Source organism: Mycobacterium sp. IDUB_9, from assembly GCF_055419505.1.
This window is the reverse complement of record NZ_JBVAXU010000002.1, coordinates 237,166-254,956: the sequence shown is the minus strand read 5'-3', so window position 1 is coordinate 254,956 and position 17,791 is coordinate 237,166. Positions and strand designations below refer to the sequence as shown.

Here is a 17,791-nt window from a genome sequence, read left to right as displayed (position 1 = left end):
CGATTGCGCGCGTACCGGCACCCGACGCTGGATGCCGGGCGCGGGTATCACCAGCGGTAGTGCGCGAAAGCCCGGTTCGCTTCGGCCATCTTGTGAGTGTCCTCGCGACGCTTCACAGCGGCGCCCAGGCCGTTGCTCGCATCCAGGATCTCGTTGGCGAGGCGCTCGATCATGGTCTTCTCACGACGGGCCTTGGAGAAGCTGACCAGCCAACGCAGGGCCAGGGTGGTGGAGCGATCGGGGCGAACCTCGACCGGAACCTGGTAGGTGGCACCACCGACGCGGCGGCTACGCACCTCGAGGGCGGGCTTGACGTTGTCGAGCGCGCGCTTGAGAGTGACGACCGGATCGGTGCCGGTCTTGTCGCGAGCCTGCTCCAGCGCACCGTAGACAATGCGCTCGGCCAGTGACTTCTTGCCGTCCAGCAGAACCTTGTTGACCAGCTGGGTGACCAGCTGCGAGCCGTAGACCGGATCGTTGACCAACGGACGCTTCGGCGCGGGACCCTTGCGCGGCATCAGCTCTTCTCCTTCTTGGCGCCGTAGCGGCTACGGGCCTGCTTGCGGTTCTTGACGCCCTGGGTGTCCAGCGACCCGCGGATGATCTTGTAACGAACACCCGGAAGGTCCTTCACACGACCGCCACGCACCAGCACCATCGAGTGCTCCTGCAGGTTGTGACCCTCACCGGGGATGTAGGCGGTGACCTCAACCCCACTGGTCAGCTTGACGCGCGCGACCTTGCGAAGCGCCGAGTTCGGCTTCTTCGGGGTGGTGGTGTACACGCGGGTGCACACACCACGGCGCTGCGGGCTGCCCTTGAGGGCCGCGGTCTTGACCTTCGCGACCTTGTCGCGGCGACCCTTGCGGACCAGCTGGTTGATGGTTGGCATGTACCGGCTTTCTCTGTGTTGCTCTTTGCTGTTCTAAGTCTCTGTACTGCAGTTATCCCCCGGCCGCTTACCCCGCGTCCGGGCGTGTCGCACGTGCTTGCACCGGCGGAATTCCGATGCGTGTTAGACATGCAGATTGGCCCGGCGTGCGGGCACGCTTGCGAAACACTCAGCCGCATGCGCCTTCCGGCCAGGCACGATCTACCACGATACCAGGGCTGGCCGCGCCGAACCAAACCCGCTCACGACGACCTATTCCCAGGTCAGACGCTACGCCCCCAGTTGCCCCATACCAGAGGCCAACCGCCGCAGCATATCCGTGAACACCGCATCGGTGTCGATGTCGTCCATCACACCGGTCATTTCCAGCAGTACAAAGCCGTGCAGGGCGGACCAGAACTGCAGGGCGGCATAGAAGGCATCCTCGCCCTCCAGCCCATAGGAAGTCAGGACCTGGATGACCGGTCCGGCCGCGGCCCGGGTGGCAGCCGAGTACTCCGGATCGTCTCCGCCGAACGGCATCCGGGTGAACGCCGAGTAGCGACCGGGATGGTGGTGGGCGTAGCTGCGGTAGGCACTGGCCATCACCGACACCGCATCGTCACGGGTGCGGCCGGAACCGACGGTGTTGAGCATCTCGATGATGTCGTCGATCACGCGCATGCGGACCGTACGGCGCAGGTCGTCGAGGCTGTCCACGTGGTTGTAGAGCGACGGACCCTTCGTACCGAGCTGGTTGGCCAGCGCATTGATGGTCAACGCGTCCCAGCCCTCACGGTCCAGGAACGTCAATGCCGCGTTGACAATGGCGTCACGGCTGAGCTTCGTGGTGCGCGCCGGCCGAGACTGGGGACGTCGTGCGCCAGCCGCCTGTGGCTCCGGCCGAGCTGACATGTACGCACTGCCTTCGAGTCGATGTGATTGACGCCGCTGTTGGGGTCGCCGTGAAACTGTAGCCCCTCGGACAGTGCAGATCAGTTGACCCGGCCCTGACTGAGCCGGGCGAGTTTCTCGATGACCTGACACAGGTCAGGCAGCGTGGCCGGATTCATCGTCTGGATCGACCAGGTGATGACGTCCTCGCCCTTGGCCACATAGATGCTGCACACATTCGCGTCGGCCGCCCGGAAGCCCTTGTTCCCGTCGATCGACAGTTCGGTCAAGGCGCGCCCGGCCTGGGTCTCCAATGTCCGTTCGGTGTCCATATCACTGCCCCGGTACCACCAAGTGGAGATGCCCATGCCGGCACCGAACGTGCCCAGCACCGAGTTTTCCTGCCAGAAGCACCCATTGTCGCTGACCACGGCCTTGGTGAACATCGACGATCCGGCGGCATCGGCGATATCGGCATCGGTGATGCCGTTGCAGTCCGAGCCGTGGAAGCCGGCGCCAGGGGGGCCGGATTCGGGAGCCGGCGACGTATCCGACGGCCCGCACGCGGTCAGCAACGCCACTGCGGCTGCGAAGCCGGCCAGACACCTCGCGGCGAGGCAGCGGTACGTCACGGTCAGAGTTCCGATTGGAGAGTGGCCGAGAGCAGCTTCTTGGCGTCCTGGCACGGCTCACCTTTGCCCGCCGCGCCGGCACTGCCCGCACCGCGGAACTGCACCCACCAGCTGATGACGCCCGACCCGGCGGAAGCGGTTGCCGAGCAGGCTGCGCCGGTGACATCGCGGCGCGCGAGGAATGCCTGGTGCCGTTCGACTACCGTGTCGGTGATCTCGGCATCACGGCTGCGGGCCACCGCCCGCTCTCGCTGCAGCGACCCCTTCTCGAACCAGGAGAAGATCACGTCGAGCATCGCGAACGGGCCTGCATTGGGCGCCGCGCCGGCCTTACGCGACAACACGTACTGGCAGACCGCCCCGCTGTACGGGCGCACCACGTTGTCGGCGACCAGGATCTCCTGGACCGTGCTGTCGACGAGCAGGCCGCACCGGTCGTCGACGTAGCCGAAACTGCGATCGGGATCGGCGGTATCGGCCGACGCGCGCTGGGCAGCCCCGTCGATGGTGTGCGAACACCCCGCGACGGTCACCACGGCTGTGACTGCCACGGCAGCAGCCCGAACAACACACCGACGCATTGCTGAACACGGTACCCAGCAGCGACACCGCACGCGACCTATCGGCAACCGCCCGTCAAAGTGGCCAACCCGTGCCGTCACCGCGAGGGCGCCACGTACTCTTCTCCCAGCGGATCGGAAGGGGATTCACCGTGAATTGGACAGCTGTGGGCCGGACAGTCACTGCCGGACTGCTCATGTTGCCGCCGGCGCTGACCGTCGGCGCGCCCGGCGCGGCAGCCAAGAACGGTGACACCACCATCACCGGCCAGGGCCTCGAACAAACTTTGGATTGCAACAGCGGCACGCTGATCGTCAACGGAAGTGACAACCGGATCAACGCGATGGGTACCTGTTGGGCGGTGACCGTGCAGGGGTCGTCCAATGTGATCATCGCCGACAACGTCATCAACGACGTCACGGTGTACGGCAACAACCAGACCGTGTTCTTCAAGAACGGTGATCCGATACTCGTCGACCGCGGCCGTGAACTGGGGATGACCAACCAGATCAGTCGCGTCCCCGCCTGACGAAGTCTGAGGAAGAAAGCAGAGGCAGACCCGTGCTCACCCGTTTCCCCCACACCCGCCTGATCCTCGGGATCGGTGCCGCCGCGGCTGCCTTGACCCTGGCGGCCTGTGGATCCGAAAGCTCGGACACCAGCACCCCCAGCGCCACCGCGGGACAGTCCGGGGTCAACGTCGAGGTCGGCAACACCATCAACTACATGTCGGTCGGCACCACGACCGACATCGACTGCGCCGACGGCAAATCCCTCACGGTGGGCGGCACCAACAACACGCTGACCGTCAAGGGCACCTGCGCCAACGTCAACATCGGCGGGTCCGACAACAAGATCACCTTCGAGCGGATCGACAAGGGGCTCACCATCATCGGGCTCAACAACACGGTCAGCTACGCGGCGGGTGACCCGAAGGTCACCAACACCGGCAGCAACAACAAGGTCAGCAAGGGTTAGACGCTCCGGCCTCACAGCCGTTGCCTAGTGCCGACATCTTGAATACGTTCTGCCTGAAGGCATTCTGACGGAAACCGACCTTCTCCAGCACTGCGGATTGTTAGCATCATCCGCTGTGGGGCAGACGGGCGTGAGCCGACCAGCCGGCGCTTTTCCCGACCTCGAGGACATCGAGCAGGAGTGCTGGCAGCGCTTCCTCGATTCGTCGACGCAGCTGTGCCACAACGTGGACCAAACGCTGATGGACGAACACGATCTCGCACTGGTCGATGTCCTGCTGCTCGAATTGCTGACAAAATCAGAAAGCGGATCCGCTCGAATGGGTGACCTCGCCCGGTCCCTGGCGCTGATTCCGAGCCGCGCCACCGCGCGGATCCGTCGCTTGGAATCACGCAGCCTGGTCACCCGCGCGCCCGATCAGCACGACCGGCGGTCGGTGCACGCCACCATCACCCGTGCTGGGCGCACCCGCCTGCAGAACGCGATGCGCAGCTATGCGCGAGCCGTCCGCACGCTGTACCTGGACCAGCTGTCGCGTAATCAGATGACGTCGGTGGGTGATTGTTGCCGACGCATCAACGCGGCCCTTCCGCCGATCCACGGCTGACACGGCTGAATTCATTTTTTACCTGTCGGACACCCCGGAGGGCCGACGGCGCGACTGCGACGAGTCACGAACATCTCATCGCCCGCACCACGAAGTTCAGCGCATCAGGCCAGAGTTGCTACGGACCACAGCCTCCGGGCGCGAACTCCGGCGACTGTCATTCCTGGATCGATAGCCGGCCCAAGCGCCCGGCGATTCCCCTGAACGCCGCTGTACCACCTCCTTACCCTCATTTCCCCCTACTGCCCCGGGTTTGATGAACAAGTTTCAGTTTTCTGCCAACTACTTGCGAATCGAAATGTTTTGACGAGCACAATAGTTTGCTATCAGATCCCACAGGAGTCCGCGAACACGCCGTTTGCCTGAACCTCGAATTGCCGATGTGCGGCGGTCAGCCACGACCACTGGTCAGTTTTGTTCCAATCGACAACTACCCGGGATACCTCGGGTACTTTCACATGCATTCAAAAACATGTAGAGAAATGGGATCTCAATGCACTTAGCCATGCGATCGACACTGACTGCAGGGATCGCGCTGGCCGGGGCCGGCGCCATCGCGGTAAGTCCGATCAGCCCGGTCACTTCAGCGCTGCCCGACGCCATGGTTGCGACACCTCATGTCTCATCGACGTCGGTCGCACTCACCGCACTCGCCGACGAACTCGAGAACCCATTCGCCGTCGACCCGATCACGGCATGGCTGAACGTCTTCGAGCCTGCCTTCGAGAACGTGGCGCAAATCGGCGGAGAAATGGCCGCCAACCCATTTCCGATACTGCAGCAGGTCATCGCCAATCAAATGGCCAACGGACAGATACTCGCGACCTCGCTCGACGCAGCTGCCATGAGCTACATCCAGTTCTTCACATCGGCTGAGGATTACAGGCTGAAGTACTTCGTCAACCAGGCCGTCGACTATCTCGCGGCGGCCAATGTCGCCGGCGCGGCAAGCGTTCTCAGCAATGTGGTGTTCCGCCTCTTTGCTTTTGCCAACCCCCTGATCAACATCATGCAGATCCCCTTGGGGATGGGCCGGAACCTCCTGAACGCCCTGTCTACGGTGCCAGATCTGCTGATGCCCCTGGGCCTCGGCGTGCTGAATCCGGTGGAGGGCGTGATCAATGTGTTGGGCGACAGTGCCCAAAACGTTCTCGACGCCGCCGAGGCCGGCGATCCGGCCGCGGCCCTCAATGCGCTCGTCAACACTCCCGCCGTACTCACCGGCGCTGTGCTGAACGGGTACTACAACGGTATCGCGGCAGGCACATCCGGCCTGCTCAGCGCGGCAGATGCGGTGTTCAACCGCGGCCTGGTCGAGAGCCTCCTGGTGACCTTGCCGCAGACGATCGCGACCGCCATCGGCTGGCAAAAGCCGAGCCTTCCTGAGGTTCCAGCGACCGCCGAGGTGGACGAGCCGACCACACCAACCGATGTGACGGCCGACGTAGCCGCGGACACACCGACGGTCAACAGGAAGGCTTTGGCCGCAACTCGAGCGCTGGGCGATCCTGCTGCCGACTTCACCCGCGCCGTCGACCGCATCGCGGACTCCACCGCCGCAGCAGTCAAGACGGTCACACTGTCCGTCACACCGCAGCGAACGGCCGTGGACACCGAAACGGTAGGCACCCCAACCGGTGCCGAGGCCGAAGCCGAGCCGGCCGAAACGTCGGCCGCAACGGACACCTCAGACGCGAAGAACACTCGGACAGAACGGAATACCAGCAGATCGGCCAAGCGGGTGGTCGGGACGGTAAAGAACGTGGCGAAGGCGCAACGCGACACGGCCAAGCACGGAGCCAAGGCACGCAGCGGCGGCGCCAAGCACCGCGCCGGTGGGGACCACAGCGGGTAACCTCTGGCCCGCGCAGCAGCGCGAACGGCGCTCGGTTGGGACATCCCACCGAGCGCCGTGCCTGCGGCCGGCGCGGCTTACGCGCCCGCGCCGTGCCGGCCGGCTCCCCCGGCGAACCGTCCCGCTCCGTGGGCGGCTTCTTCTTTGACGCGCTCGATGCTGGTGAATTCGAATTCCATTGCCGTCTGCTCGGATTCGCCCCACTGGTGCAGTGCCGAGAGGCGGTCGGCCCGCAGACATTGCTGAGGCAGCCGCGAAAGCTCGGCAGCCAGTTGCTCGGCATGTTCGCGAGCTTGCCCGTTGGGCACCACCCGGTTGGCCAGGCCGATCGCGTGGGCTTCAGCGGCGTCGACGGCGCGCCCGGTCAGGATCAGGTCCATGGCGCGGCTCTGCCCGATCAGCCGGGGCAACCGGACGGTGCCCCCGTCGACCAGGGGCACTCCCCACCGGCGGCAGAACACGCCCAGCACGGCGTCCTCCTCGACCACCCGCAGGTCACACCACAGCGCCAGTTCCAAACCGCCGGCCACCGCGTGGCCACTGATCGCGGCGATCACCGGCTTGGACAACACCATTCGGCTCGGACCCATCGGCCCGGGCCCGGCGTGGTCCAGCCGGTTCATCTCGGGCGTACCGAACGCCTTGAGATCGGCACCGGCGCAGAAGGTGCCACCGGCACCGGTCAGCACCGCGACCGCCGCGTCATCGTCCGCGTCGAATGCCTCGAACGCGGCGAACAGGGCCGCGGCGGTGGGCCCGTCCACCGCATTACGGGCGTGCGGGCGGTCGATGATGACCGTGGTCACCGCACCGTTGCGTTCAACCCGGACAGCTTCGGTCACGTTGCCTCCATAAGTTTGTCACCGTCGCGGGACGCGACGTAGTCAGCACCGTCGCGGGACGCGACGTAGTCAGCACCGTCGCGGGACGCGACGTGATCAGTACCGTCGCGGGACGCGACGTAGTCAGCACCGTCGCGCCGGTCGACGAGTTCGGCGGCGAAGTCGTTGTAGGCCTTACGCAAATCAGCACCCGGCCAACTGCGCGGCTGCAGCTCGTCGGGCAGCACCGGGTCCGAGAGAAGATGACGCACGATGCCCGCGGCCGCGACGAACCGCCCCGGGATGTCGGCCGCGTCGGCCATCTCGTCCAACAACTGTTCGCCGGTGCGCTGCCAGCCGGGCAGGTCCCACAGCGTGGTGGACAGACCGGCCGGATCCTCGTCCCTAGCGCGCAGAACCCGCACCCGGTCGGTGATCTCCGGCGGCAACGTTTGGTCGAGATTGTCCGGGCGCATCCACACGCCCTCACGCAGTTCACCGAACCGGTACTGCTGCAGGGCATTCCGGAGCGAGGCCCGGGTGCGGGCGTCAGTACCGACGCTGGTGATGACCAGCGTCAGCCATTGACCGTCATACTCACGCAACTGCGGATCGATCGCGCGGTCCTGTCGGCGCTGACGGGTCAACAACCGGTCCGACAACCGGTAGCCGTCCTCCGAACGAACCAAGTCACCGGCACTGACCATGCGAGTCAGCGCCACCCGCAACGTCGGTTCCTTGATGTCGAAATCGGCTGTCAGCCTGATCAGCTCGGCAGCGCTCGCCCAAGCCGGATGGGCGCCGAGCAGCACGCTCAACACCACCGAGCGGGCCGCCATCCGTTTGAGCACGACCATCTCAGACGCCGGAAGACCTGCGCCCGGAGTCACCCATCGGCTCGTCGCGGTGGCGCACCGCTTCGCGGAAGCCGTGTTCAACCGCGTCGGCGACAAAGGCGTGGCCCTCGGGGGTGTGCCGGGCGATACCGTCGAACACGGTGCTGACCATCCGACTGGTCGCCACACCCTGCTGCAGCAACGCGGAATTGCAGGCCAGCTTGGCCATGATGAGCTGGTTGACGGGCATGGCGGCGATGCGCGCGACGAGGCGTTCGGTGCGATCGTCCAAATCCTCGGGTTCGGGTGCCTCGACGGCCAGACCCCATTCGGCGGCCTGCGCGCCGGTGATGCAATCCCCGGTGAACAGAAGGCGTTTGGCGCGTTGGTCGCCCAGCCGGTGCGCCCACAGGCCGGCCGCCGGAACGCCCCACACCCGCATCGGCGGGTAGCCGATCTTGGCGTCGGCGGCAGCGATCACCTGGTCGGCGTGCAGCGCGATGTCGGTACCGCCGGCCACACAGTAACCGTGGATCTTGACCACGGTCGGCTTGTCGGCATGCATCAGGCTGGAAAAGCCGCGCACGAACCGGCTCATCATTTGGTAGTCCACCATCGGATCCCACGGTTGGTCCGGGAGATGGTTCACCGCTTGGGTTTTCCCGGACAGCACCGTCCCGTCGTAGCGGTCTCCCCCGGCCTCGCCCGTGCCGTCGGCGTAGGCGGACAGGTCGAATCCCGCGCAGAACCCCTGCCCGCGGCCGGACACCAGGATCACGTGAACTCCTGCGTCCAGGTCCGCACGCTCGACCAGAGCTTGCAGCTCCAATGGGGTGTCGGCGACTATCGAGTTGCCTTTTTCGGGACGGTTGAACGTGATTCGCGCTATCCGGTCGGTGACCTCGTAGGTCATCGTCTTGAGCGTTTCAACGCTCATGCGCGCACCTCCCACCGCGAGCAGCCACAAACTCGCACAAAATGACCCTGAATTGTGCGAGTTTGTGTCTGCTCGGCGAAAGAAATCATCCCTTGACCAGCGCCCGCTCGAGGATCGGAGCCAGGTCCAGCCCTGTCGGCAGCGTGCCGAAGGCCTGGCCCCACTGCCCGCCGAGCCGGCTGGCCAGGAACGCCTCGGCGACCGCCGGGTGGCCATGACGCACCAGCAGTGCGCCCTGCAGGGCCAGCGAGATGTCCTCGGCGACCTTGCGACCGCGGTACTGGATGGTCTCCATGTCCTGAAGGTCGGCCTGCAGCGTGGCGACGTGGCGGTCCAGTCGGGGATCCTGCCCCGCGGTCTTGGACAGTTCGTCGAAGAGCACCTCGACGCTCTCGGGCCGGGTTGCCATGGCGCGCAAGGTATCCAGCGCGCTGACGTTGCCCGAGCCTTCCCAGATGCCCATCAGCGGGGCCTCGCGGTACAGCCGGGGCATACCGGATTCCTCGACGTAGCCGTTGCCGCCCAGGCATTCCATGGCCTCGGCGGCGTGCGGGGTGGCCCGCTTGCACACCCAGTACTTGCCGGCGGCCAGACCGATGCGGCGCAGCAGCGACTCGCGCTCGTCGCCGCGCACGGCCTTGTCGGTGGCGCCGGCCATCCGCATCGCCAGCATGGTCGCCGCCTCGGCCTCCACGGCAAGGTCAGCGAGCACGTTGCGCATCAACGGCTGATCGATCAGGTAGGCGCCGAACGCCTTTCGGTGCTGAGCATGGTGCACGGCGCGGCTCAGACCGCTTCGCATGCTGGTCGCACTGCCCAGCGTGCAGTCCAGCCGGGTGAGGTTGACCATCTCGATGATGGTCGGGACTCCGCGGCCCTCCTCGCCGACCAGCCAGGCCGTGGCGCTGTCGTACTCGACCTCGCTGGAGGCGTTGGCGTGGTTGCCGAGCTTGTCCTTGAGCCGCTGCAGGAACATCCGGTTGCGGCTGCCGTCGGGCAGGATGCGAGGCAGGAAGAAACAGCTCAAACCGCCGGGCGCCTGGGCGAGCACCAGGAAGATGTCACCCATCGGGGCCGAGGTGAACCACTTGTGGCCGCGCAGCGAGTAGGTGCCGTCGCCGTTGGGAGTGGCCTCGGTGGTGCCGGCGCGCACGTCGGAGCCACCCTGTTTCTCGGTCATCGACATTCCCGCCGTGATACCGGCTTTCGTCGTCGCGAGCGTGAGTTCCGGGTCATACACCCGGCTGGTCAGTAGCGGCTCGTAGATCGCGGCCAGCTCCGGGTTGAACCGCAACGCAGGCACCACGGCGTAGGTCATCGAGATCGGGCAGACATGCCCGGGTTCAACGGTCCACACCGAGGTCTTGGCGGCACGCACCACATGCGAGCCCGCCCGGTCGTCGGCCCATGGGGCAGCGTGCAGGCCGTGGGTGACGGCCACATTCATCAGCTCGTGGTAGGCCGGGTCATATTCGACCTCGTCGATCCGGTTCCCGTAGCGGTCGTGGGTGTGCAGCACCGGCTGGTTGCGGTCGGCCAGCTCGCCCCAGCGCTGAGCCTTGGCGCTGCCGTTGATCGCGCCGAGTTCGTGGACCTCGTCGATACCCCACTCCCCGCCTTCGCGGATCAGTGCCTCGGCGAGCACCGGGGACGTGGCGGGGTTGTAGTCCTCCAACGCTGGGACCTGATTGGTGACGACATGCGTATCAGCCATGCGCCCAGTGTTACAAATTTTCGACAGCCGCACAATAGTTGTAATGCGATCCCCGCGAGGTCGGCTCAGGCCGGGTCGAGTTCGGCCACCGGAGTCGACAGACCGTCGCAGTCGCGGGGCCGTTCGTCGGTCTCAGCGGAACGTGCCGACCGCCGCGCGTCATAGCGATGCAGCACGAGCAGCACCACGGCCGCCAATGCCCAGCCGAGCAGGATGTCGATCACATAGTGCTCGGCGGTGTACACCAGCGTGAAGGCCATGATCAGCGGATAGGCCACCAACAGCGGTCGCCAGCCACCGTTCACGCGGTTCCACAAGAAGACGGCGACGGCAGCGGTCAGACCGGCATGCAGGGACGGGATGGCCGCGACCAGGTTCACGCTGGCCTGTCCCTGGTCGATCAATGCCGTCGCGGTGTGCAGATTGAGCTTGCCCCAGCCGCGGGTGACGATCCGTTCGATCCACTCGTGCGCGCCATCACGACTGCCCTGCATGGTGCCGAGGAGTCCCCCGTCGACGGCTTCACGCGCCGAACGGAACATGCACCCAGGCCCGGACGGGCCGCCGTCGACGTCATCGGCATCGCAGCGCGCCGCCGCCCACGGCGGCGCGGCCGGCAGCAACGCGTAGATGGCCAGGGCCGCGAACGAGAGTCCGACGAACAGGCGCACGAACCGCTTCCACTCCTCGCGGTCACGCAGCCACAGCACCCCGGCAACGACGTAGGGGAGGATGAAAAACGACATGTAGACCGTGCTGATCACGACTTCCCACCACGGCGGGTGCACCAGCTTCAACTGTTCCTGCAGCCACACCGTGGGCACCGTGCCGAAGAACATCCACCGATCCGCGTCGACCTGCCAGTGCCACAACGTCGGCCGGCCGACCAGGGTGGCCGCCCCGCGGCTCAGGTCGTAAGCGGCCAGCACCAGAGCGAACGGCAACCAATCGCGGATGACGTAGAGCATCCGTCGCCCCTGCCCGATGCTGGCGGCGAGCAGCCCGGTCGCGATGTAGAGCAGCAACAATTCCCGGTTGAACGCGAAGCCGTCCGTGGCGGTGCGGTAGATGACCACCGCAGCCCACACCGCGATCACGCTGTACCGCAGAAGGCGCAGCCGACGAGCACGAGTGGTAGCACCCCATTGCGCGGGAGCTTCTTCGGTTACCGAGTCATCAACCGCGGTCACAGAGGTGACGTTAGTTCACCGTTACGTCATGGCGTCGTTGAAAGCGGTTCATATCGCCGAACGTGTCAGCCGGCGTGCTCGCGAAGGAACGCGATGTCGTCCTTGCGCCCCGCTTCGGACGTCTCACAGATCACTGGTGCATCGGCCGCCTTGACCACCGCGGCCAGCAACTGCGGATCGATCTGCCCGGCACCGAAATTGGCGTGGCGATCGGCGCCCGAGCCGGCGGCGTCGCGCGAATCGTTACAGTGCACCAGATCGATCCGCCCGGTGATGGCCTTGATGCACTCGACCGCGTCGATCAACGCCTCCCCCGCCGCCCACGCATGGCAGGTGTCGAGGCAGAAACCAATTCCCTTGTCGCCAATGTGATCCCACAGCCGGGCAATCGTGTCGAAATGCCGCGCCATGGCGTGATCGCCGCCCGCGGTGTTCTCCAGGTACACCGGCACATCGGTCTTCAGATAGTCGAGCGCCTTCACCCAGCGCTCGAACCCGGCGTCCATGTCGTTGTCGTCGGCATGGCCGCCGTGAACGATCACCGCGGTGGCGCCGATCTCGGCGGCGGCGTCGCACGTGTCCTGCAAGATCTTGCGGGACGGGATCCGCACCCGGTTGTTGGCCGAGGCCACGTTGATCAGATACGGCGCGTGCACGTACAGCGGCACGGTCGACGCCTTGAGCACGTCGGCATCCTCACGCGGTTTGGGCTTCTTCCAACTCTGCGGGTTCCCGAGGAAGAACTGCACCACATCGGCGCCGTCGGCAGCCGCCGCGGCCAAGGGGTCGGTGTTGTCTACATGTGAACCGATCAGCACGCCGCCAAGTCTAGTGAGGCGCGGTGACACTCTCTCCGCCGAGCAGACGCAAATGTCCCAAATCACGCGGCGTTTCGGGGACATTTGTGTCTGCTCAGCTGGCTAACGAGCGCCGCTCCAAGTGGCGATACATCCGCGCAACGAGTTCCGTCGGGTAGCGGCGAACATCGTCGACGACTAGCGGAATCGACATCCAACCGCACTCCTGCAGCCTTGCCGTCTTGGTGCGATCGTGCCTGAGCGCCTCAGGACTCGCGTGCCAATCCATACTTTCGTATTCGGCGACCACATTCGCGTCTGGCCAGGCAAAGTCCACCCGCCAGCGCTTGCCTTGGAGATCGATAATCTCGTACTGCAGTTCCGGCGTTGGTAATCCGCCATCAATGAAAACCAGCCGCGCTTCGCTCTCCATCGGCGACTCTGCCCGCGCGTCCGCATACTCGATCAGCTCACGAACCTTGACGATGCCACGTCGACCCTTCTGTTCTCTGATCGCGACGTCCAACTCGGCAGCGGTGCACGCCTGGCAATGCAACGCGGCATCCAACGTCGCGAGCGCTCGCGGGCGCCGGAGTGTGCGAGCGATCTCGACGGCAGTCCACGCGGGTGCCGTCGCCAGCCGACCGCGAACCCGGCGCAACGGTGCCCCGACCCGTTGATGCACCATCAGGCTGCAGGCAGGGCGCATCCGCACGCCCGGGTCGAGAACGTGGATCCGGCGATCACCCTCGGTGTCGAACCCATACAGCGCAGCGGCAGTGTTCATGCAGGCCACCAGCGGCATGCCGGCATGGAGGTCGAGCGCAGCGAGTTGGACGGCTGTGTCGGGCGGACTCAATGCATAGACACCGTGCCGAACACGAATGATCGCTCCTGCTCGCATGTGTGACGCGAGCGCCTTTCGGGACATCACCGCCATCAGCTGTTGATGTGTTGCCACGCCACCGTTGACGGCGAACACCTCGTCGATGAACACCCGTCAATGGTGGCCATGGTCCCGTTACCAGGGAAGCTACCGCCGCCCGTGCCTGTGGATAACTTGCCCACCAGACGCAAATGTCCCCGACACGCCGGGCGTGCGGGGACATTTGCGTCTGCTCGCGCAGAGAGGGGACTGGCTACCGGTAGTCCGAGTATCCGTAATCGTCCAGCGGCACCGCAGCACCGGTGGCCGCACCGAAGTCCGGGCTGTAGTACTGATCCTCGTAGGACGGGATCGTGTACGCCGCAGCGCGGGCCTCTTCGGTCGGCTGCACCTGGATGTCGCGGTAACGGGCGATGCCGGTACCGGCCGGGATCAGCTTGCCGATGATCACGTTCTCCTTCAGACCCTGCAGCTTGTCGCTGCGGCAGTTGATCGCCGCATCGGTCAGCACGCGAGTGGTCTCCTGGAACGACGCCGCCGACAGCCACGAATCGGTGGCCAGCGACGCCTTGGTGATACCCATCAGCACCGGACGTCCGGCCGCGGGCTCGCCGCCCTCGGCCACGACGCGACGGTTCGCGGTCTCGAACTCGGCACGCTCGGTGAGCGAACCGGGCAGGAACTCCGTTGCACCCGAATCGATGATCGTGACGCGACGCAGCATCTGCCGGACGATGACCTCGATGTGCTTGTCGTGGATCGACACGCCCTGGGCCCGGTAGACCTCCTGGACCTCCTTGACGAGGTGGATCTGCACCTCGCGGGGGCCCTGGACACGCAGCACCTCGTGCGGATCGGCGGAGCCTTCCATCAGCTGGTCGCCGACCTCGACGTGGTCACCGTCGGACAGCACGCCTTCGGAGCCGTCCTCGTGGGTGAGCACGCGCAGCCGCTGACGCTTGGAGAGCTTCTCGTAGACAACTTCCTCGCCACCGTCGTCAGGAACGATGGTGATCTTGAAGAACTTGTCGCTCTCCTCCAGCCGGACCCGACCCGCGACGTCGGCGATGGGCGCCTTGTTCCGCGGAATACGGGCCTCGAACAGCTCCTGCACGCGAGGCAGACCACCGACGATGTCGGCGCCACCGGTAACACCACCCTGGTGGAAGGTACGCATGGTCAGCTGGGTACCGGGCTCACCGATGGACTGGGCGGCGACGATGCCGACGGCCTCGCCGATGTCGACCAGCTTGCCGGTGGCCATCGAGCGGCCGTAGCACTTGGCACACACACCGGAGGCCGAGGCACAGGTCAGCACGGAGCGGACCTTCACCTGGGCGACACCGGCAGCCAGCAGCGCGTCGATGGCCGGGTCTCCCAGGTCATGGCCGCGCTCGATGACGACATTGCCCTTCTCGTCCACCGCGTCGGTGGCCAAGGTGCGGGCGAACGCCGAGGTCTCGACGTGCGCATCGCGGATCAGCGAACCGTCCGGTCCGCGCTCGGCCAGCGTGACGACGATGCCGCGCTCGGTCTCACAGTCGGTCTCGCGCACGATGACGTCCTGCGAAACGTCCACCAGACGACGGGTCAGGTAACCCGAGTCGGCGGTACGCAGAGCGGTGTCGGCCAGACCCTTACGAGCACCGTGGGTGTTGATGAAGTACTCCAACACCGTCAGGCCCTCACGGAACGAGGACTTGATCGGGCGCGGGATGAACTCACCCTTCGGGTTGGTCACCAGGCCCTTCATGCCGGCCAGGGTGCGGGTCTGGGTGAGGTTACCCGTGGCGCCGGACTTCACGATCGTGATGATCGGGTTGTCGGCCGGGTAGTACTCCTCCATCGCCTTACCCACCTCTTCGGTGGCGTCCTGCCAGATCTTGACCAACGACTCGTTGCGCTCGTTGTGGTTCAGCGCGCCGCGCTGGTACTTGCGCTCGATCGCCTCGGCCTCGGCCTCGTGCCGCTCCAGGATCTCCTGCTTCTGCGGCGGCACCAGAACGTCGGCCATCGAGACCGTGACACCCGAACGGGTGGCCCAGTGGAAGCCGGCGTCCTTGAGCTTGTCGACGGTCTGCCCCACCACGATCATCGGGAAGCGCTCGGCCAGATCGTTGATGATCCGGGCCTGGACCTTCTTGTGCATCTGCTCGTTGATGAACGGATAGCTCTTGGGCAGCAGCTCGTTGAACAGCACGCGACCCAGGGTGGTCTCGGCGGTCCAGGCGTCGCCCGGCTTCCATCCGTTCTCGAACAGCTCGGCCTCGACGGCAACCGGCGGACGCTGCTGCGTCAACCGCACCTTGATCTTGGCGCGCACCGACAGGGCACCCCGGTCGAGCGCCATGATGGCCTCGGCCGGTGAGCTGTACACACCGTGCTCCGGGGAGTCCTTGGCGGCCGGCACGTACTCGCCGGTGTCGCCCGGGACCTCGGTGGTCAGGAAGTACAGGCCGGTCACCATGTCCAGACGCGGCATGGCCAGCGGCTTACCCGACGCCGGGGACAGGATGTTGTTGCTCGACAGCATCAGGATGCGAGCCTCGGCCTGCGCCTCCGCGGACAGCGGAAGGTGCACGGCCATCTGGTCACCGTCGAAGTCGGCGTTGAACGCCTCACAGACGAGCGGGTGCAGCTGAATTGCCTTGCCTTCCACCAGCTGCGGCTCGAAGGCCTGGATACCCAGGCGGTGCAGCGTAGGTGCACGGTTCAGCAAAACAGGATGCTCTGCAATTACTTCCTCAAGGACGTCCCAAACCTGGGGACGCTGACGCTCCACCATGCGCTTGGCGCTCTTGATGTTCTGCGCGTGGTTCAGGTCGACCAGACGCTTCATCACGAACGGCTTGAACAGCTCGAGAGCCATCAGCTTGGGCAGACCGCACTGGTGCAGCTTGAGCTGCGGACCGACCACGATGACCGAACGGCCCGAGTAGTCGACGCGCTTACCCAACAGGTTCTGACGGAAGCGGCCCTGCTTGCCCTTGAGCAGATCGGACAGCGACTTGAGCGGACGGTTGCCCGGCCCGGTGACGGGCCGGCCACGACGGCCGTTGTCGAACAGTGCGTCCACCGACTCCTGAAGCATGCGCTTCTCGTTGTTGACGATGATCTCGGGCGCACCGAGGTCGATCAGTCGCTTGAGCCGGTTGTTGCGGTTGATCACGCGGCGGTACAGGTCGTTCAGGTCGGAGGTGGCGAAACGGCCACCGTCGAGCTGAACCATCGGACGCAGCTCCGGCGGGATCACCGGGACGGCGTCCAGCACCATGCCCAGCGGGGAGTTACCCGACTGCTGGAAGGCCGCGACGACCTTCAGACGCTTGAGGGCGCGCAGCTTCTTCTGGCCCTTGCCGTTCTTGATGGTGTCGCGCAGCGACTCGGCCTCGGCCTCGATGTCGAAGGTCTCGATGAGCTTCTTGATCGACTCCGCGCCCATGGCACCGTTGAAGTACTCGCCGTAGCGGTCCTGCAGCTCGCGGTAGAGGACCTCGTCGACGATGAGCTGCTTGGGGGCCAGCTTGGTGAAGGTGGTCCAGATCTCGTCGAGCCGGTCCAGCTCACGCTGGGTCCGGTCACGGAGCTGACGCATCTCACGCTCGCCGCCGTCGCGCACCTTGCGGCGCACGTCGGACTTGGCACCCTCGGCCTCCAGCTCGGCCAGGTCGGCTTCGAGCTTCTGGGCCCGGGCCTCCAGGTCGGAGTCGCGCTGATCCTCGACAGCCTTGCGCTCGACGGCCATCTCGGCCTCGAGCGTGGACAGCTCGTTGTGGCGCATCTCGTCGTCGACCGCGGTGATCACGTAGGCCGCGAAGTAGATGATCTTTTCCAGATCCTTCGGGGCCAGGTCGAGCAGGTAGCCCAACCGGGACGGAACACCCTTGAAGTACCAGATGTGCGTGACGGGTGCGGCCAGCTCGATGTGGCCCATCCGCTCACGGCGCACCTTGGCGCGAGTGACCTCGACGCCGCAGCGCTCACAGATGATGCCCTTGAAGCGGACGCGCTTGTACTTGCCGCAGTAGCACTCCCAGTCGCGAGTCGGTCCGAAGATCTTCTCGCAGAACAGGCCGTCCTTCTCAGGCTTGAGCGTGCGGTAGTTGATGGTCTCCGGCTTCTTGACCTCACCGAACGACCAGTTGCGGATGTCGTCCGCGGTCGCGAGACCGATGCGGAGTTCATCGAAGAAGTTGACGTCTAGCACGTAAC

17 protein-coding genes are annotated in these 17,791 nt (G+C 65.5%); 4 read left to right on the top strand and 13 right to left on the bottom strand.

Going from position 1 to position 17,791, the window contains the following annotated elements:
- Nucleotides 1-47 precede the first annotated feature (47 nt).
- The 5 genes from rpsG to ACZY08_RS09700 form a co-directional block, all read right to left on the bottom strand.
- Nucleotides 48-518, bottom strand: a complete 471-nt coding sequence (gene rpsG, locus ACZY08_RS09720) for a 30S ribosomal protein S7 (RefSeq protein WP_003881868.1) — start codon at nt 516-518, stop codon at nt 48-50.
- Nucleotides 518-892, bottom strand: coding sequence for a 30S ribosomal protein S12 (rpsL, locus tag ACZY08_RS09715; RefSeq protein ID WP_003881867.1), 375 nt, complete (start codon nt 890-892; stop codon nt 518-520). The genes rpsG and rpsL overlap by 1 nt, the downstream gene beginning before the upstream one ends.
- A gap of 270 nt (nt 893-1,162) precedes the next feature.
- Nucleotides 1,163-1,786 (bottom strand): TetR/AcrR family transcriptional regulator, encoded by a 624-nt coding sequence (locus tag ACZY08_RS09710; protein WP_463745034.1) that lies wholly within the window; start codon nt 1,784-1,786, stop codon nt 1,163-1,165.
- 80 nt (nt 1,787-1,866) lie between these two features.
- Nucleotides 1,867-2,397 carry a DUF3558 domain-containing protein gene (locus tag ACZY08_RS09705; RefSeq protein ID WP_463745035.1) on the bottom strand — a complete coding sequence of 177 codons (531 nt, stop codon included), beginning with the start codon at nt 2,395-2,397 and terminating at the stop codon, nt 1,867-1,869.
- Between the two features lie 2 nt (nt 2,398-2,399).
- Entirely contained in the window at nt 2,400-2,978 is a 579-nt protein-coding gene (locus ACZY08_RS09700; RefSeq protein ID WP_463745036.1) for a DUF3558 domain-containing protein, read from the bottom strand.
- Between the two features lie 176 nt (nt 2,979-3,154).
- Between ACZY08_RS09700 and ACZY08_RS09695 the strand changes: the two genes are divergently transcribed.
- From ACZY08_RS09695 to ACZY08_RS09680, 4 genes are all read left to right on the top strand, one after another.
- On the top strand, nt 3,155-3,487 hold the full coding sequence (locus ACZY08_RS09695; RefSeq protein ID WP_463745304.1) for a DUF3060 domain-containing protein: 333 nt from the start codon (nt 3,155-3,157) through the stop codon (nt 3,485-3,487).
- 32 nt (nt 3,488-3,519) lie between these two features.
- Nucleotides 3,520-3,936 carry a DUF3060 domain-containing protein gene (locus ACZY08_RS09690; protein WP_463745037.1) on the top strand — a complete coding sequence of 139 codons (417 nt, stop codon included), beginning with the start codon at nt 3,520-3,522 and terminating at the stop codon, nt 3,934-3,936.
- A 130-nt stretch (nt 3,937-4,066) separates the two neighbouring features.
- Nucleotides 4,067-4,543, top strand: coding sequence for a MarR family winged helix-turn-helix transcriptional regulator (locus ACZY08_RS09685; protein ID WP_463745038.1), 477 nt, complete (start codon nt 4,067-4,069; stop codon nt 4,541-4,543).
- Nucleotides 4,544-5,048: 505 nt separating this feature from the next.
- Entirely contained in the window at nt 5,049-6,398 is a 1,350-nt protein-coding gene (locus ACZY08_RS09680) for a hypothetical protein (protein ID WP_463745039.1), read from the top strand.
- Nucleotides 6,399-6,475: 77 nt separating this feature from the next.
- On the opposite strand, the gene ACZY08_RS09675 is transcribed toward ACZY08_RS09680, so the two are convergent.
- The 8 genes from ACZY08_RS09675 to ACZY08_RS09640 all read right to left on the bottom strand — a co-directional run bounded on the left by ACZY08_RS09675 (nt 6,476) and on the right by ACZY08_RS09640 (nt 17,786).
- On the bottom strand, nt 6,476-7,240 hold the full coding sequence (locus ACZY08_RS09675; RefSeq protein ID WP_463745040.1) for a crotonase/enoyl-CoA hydratase family protein: 765 nt from the start codon (nt 7,238-7,240) through the stop codon (nt 6,476-6,478).
- The gene (locus ACZY08_RS09670) at nt 7,237-8,058 is read right to left on the bottom strand and encodes a PaaX family transcriptional regulator C-terminal domain-containing protein (protein ID WP_463745305.1); all 822 of its coding nucleotides are present in this window, start codon (nt 8,056-8,058) and stop codon (nt 7,237-7,239) included. The genes ACZY08_RS09675 and ACZY08_RS09670 overlap by 4 nt, the downstream gene beginning before the upstream one ends.
- 19 nt (nt 8,059-8,077) lie before the next feature.
- Nucleotides 8,078-8,992 carry a crotonase/enoyl-CoA hydratase family protein gene (locus ACZY08_RS09665; RefSeq protein ID WP_463745041.1) on the bottom strand — a complete coding sequence of 305 codons (915 nt, stop codon included), beginning with the start codon at nt 8,990-8,992 and terminating at the stop codon, nt 8,078-8,080.
- A gap of 85 nt (nt 8,993-9,077) precedes the next feature.
- Complete coding sequence (locus tag ACZY08_RS09660) at nt 9,078-10,706, bottom strand: acyl-CoA dehydrogenase family protein (RefSeq protein WP_463745042.1); 1,629 nt, start codon at nt 10,704-10,706, stop codon at nt 9,078-9,080.
- A 65-nt stretch (nt 10,707-10,771) separates the two neighbouring features.
- Nucleotides 10,772-11,896 carry a phosphatase PAP2 family protein gene (locus ACZY08_RS09655; protein ID WP_463745043.1) on the bottom strand — a complete coding sequence of 375 codons (1,125 nt, stop codon included), beginning with the start codon at nt 11,894-11,896 and terminating at the stop codon, nt 10,772-10,774.
- A 65-nt stretch (nt 11,897-11,961) separates the two neighbouring features.
- Entirely contained in the window at nt 11,962-12,714 is a 753-nt protein-coding gene (locus ACZY08_RS09650; RefSeq protein WP_463745044.1) for a deoxyribonuclease IV, read from the bottom strand.
- Between the two features lie 94 nt (nt 12,715-12,808).
- Nucleotides 12,809-13,633 (bottom strand): hypothetical protein, encoded by an 825-nt coding sequence (locus ACZY08_RS09645; RefSeq protein WP_463745306.1) that lies wholly within the window; start codon nt 13,631-13,633, stop codon nt 12,809-12,811.
- Between the two features lie 199 nt (nt 13,634-13,832).
- The gene (locus ACZY08_RS09640; protein WP_463745045.1) at nt 13,833-17,786 is read right to left on the bottom strand and encodes a DNA-directed RNA polymerase subunit beta'; all 3,954 of its coding nucleotides are present in this window, start codon (nt 17,784-17,786) and stop codon (nt 13,833-13,835) included.
- Between the last annotated feature and the right edge of the window lie 5 nt (nt 17,787-17,791).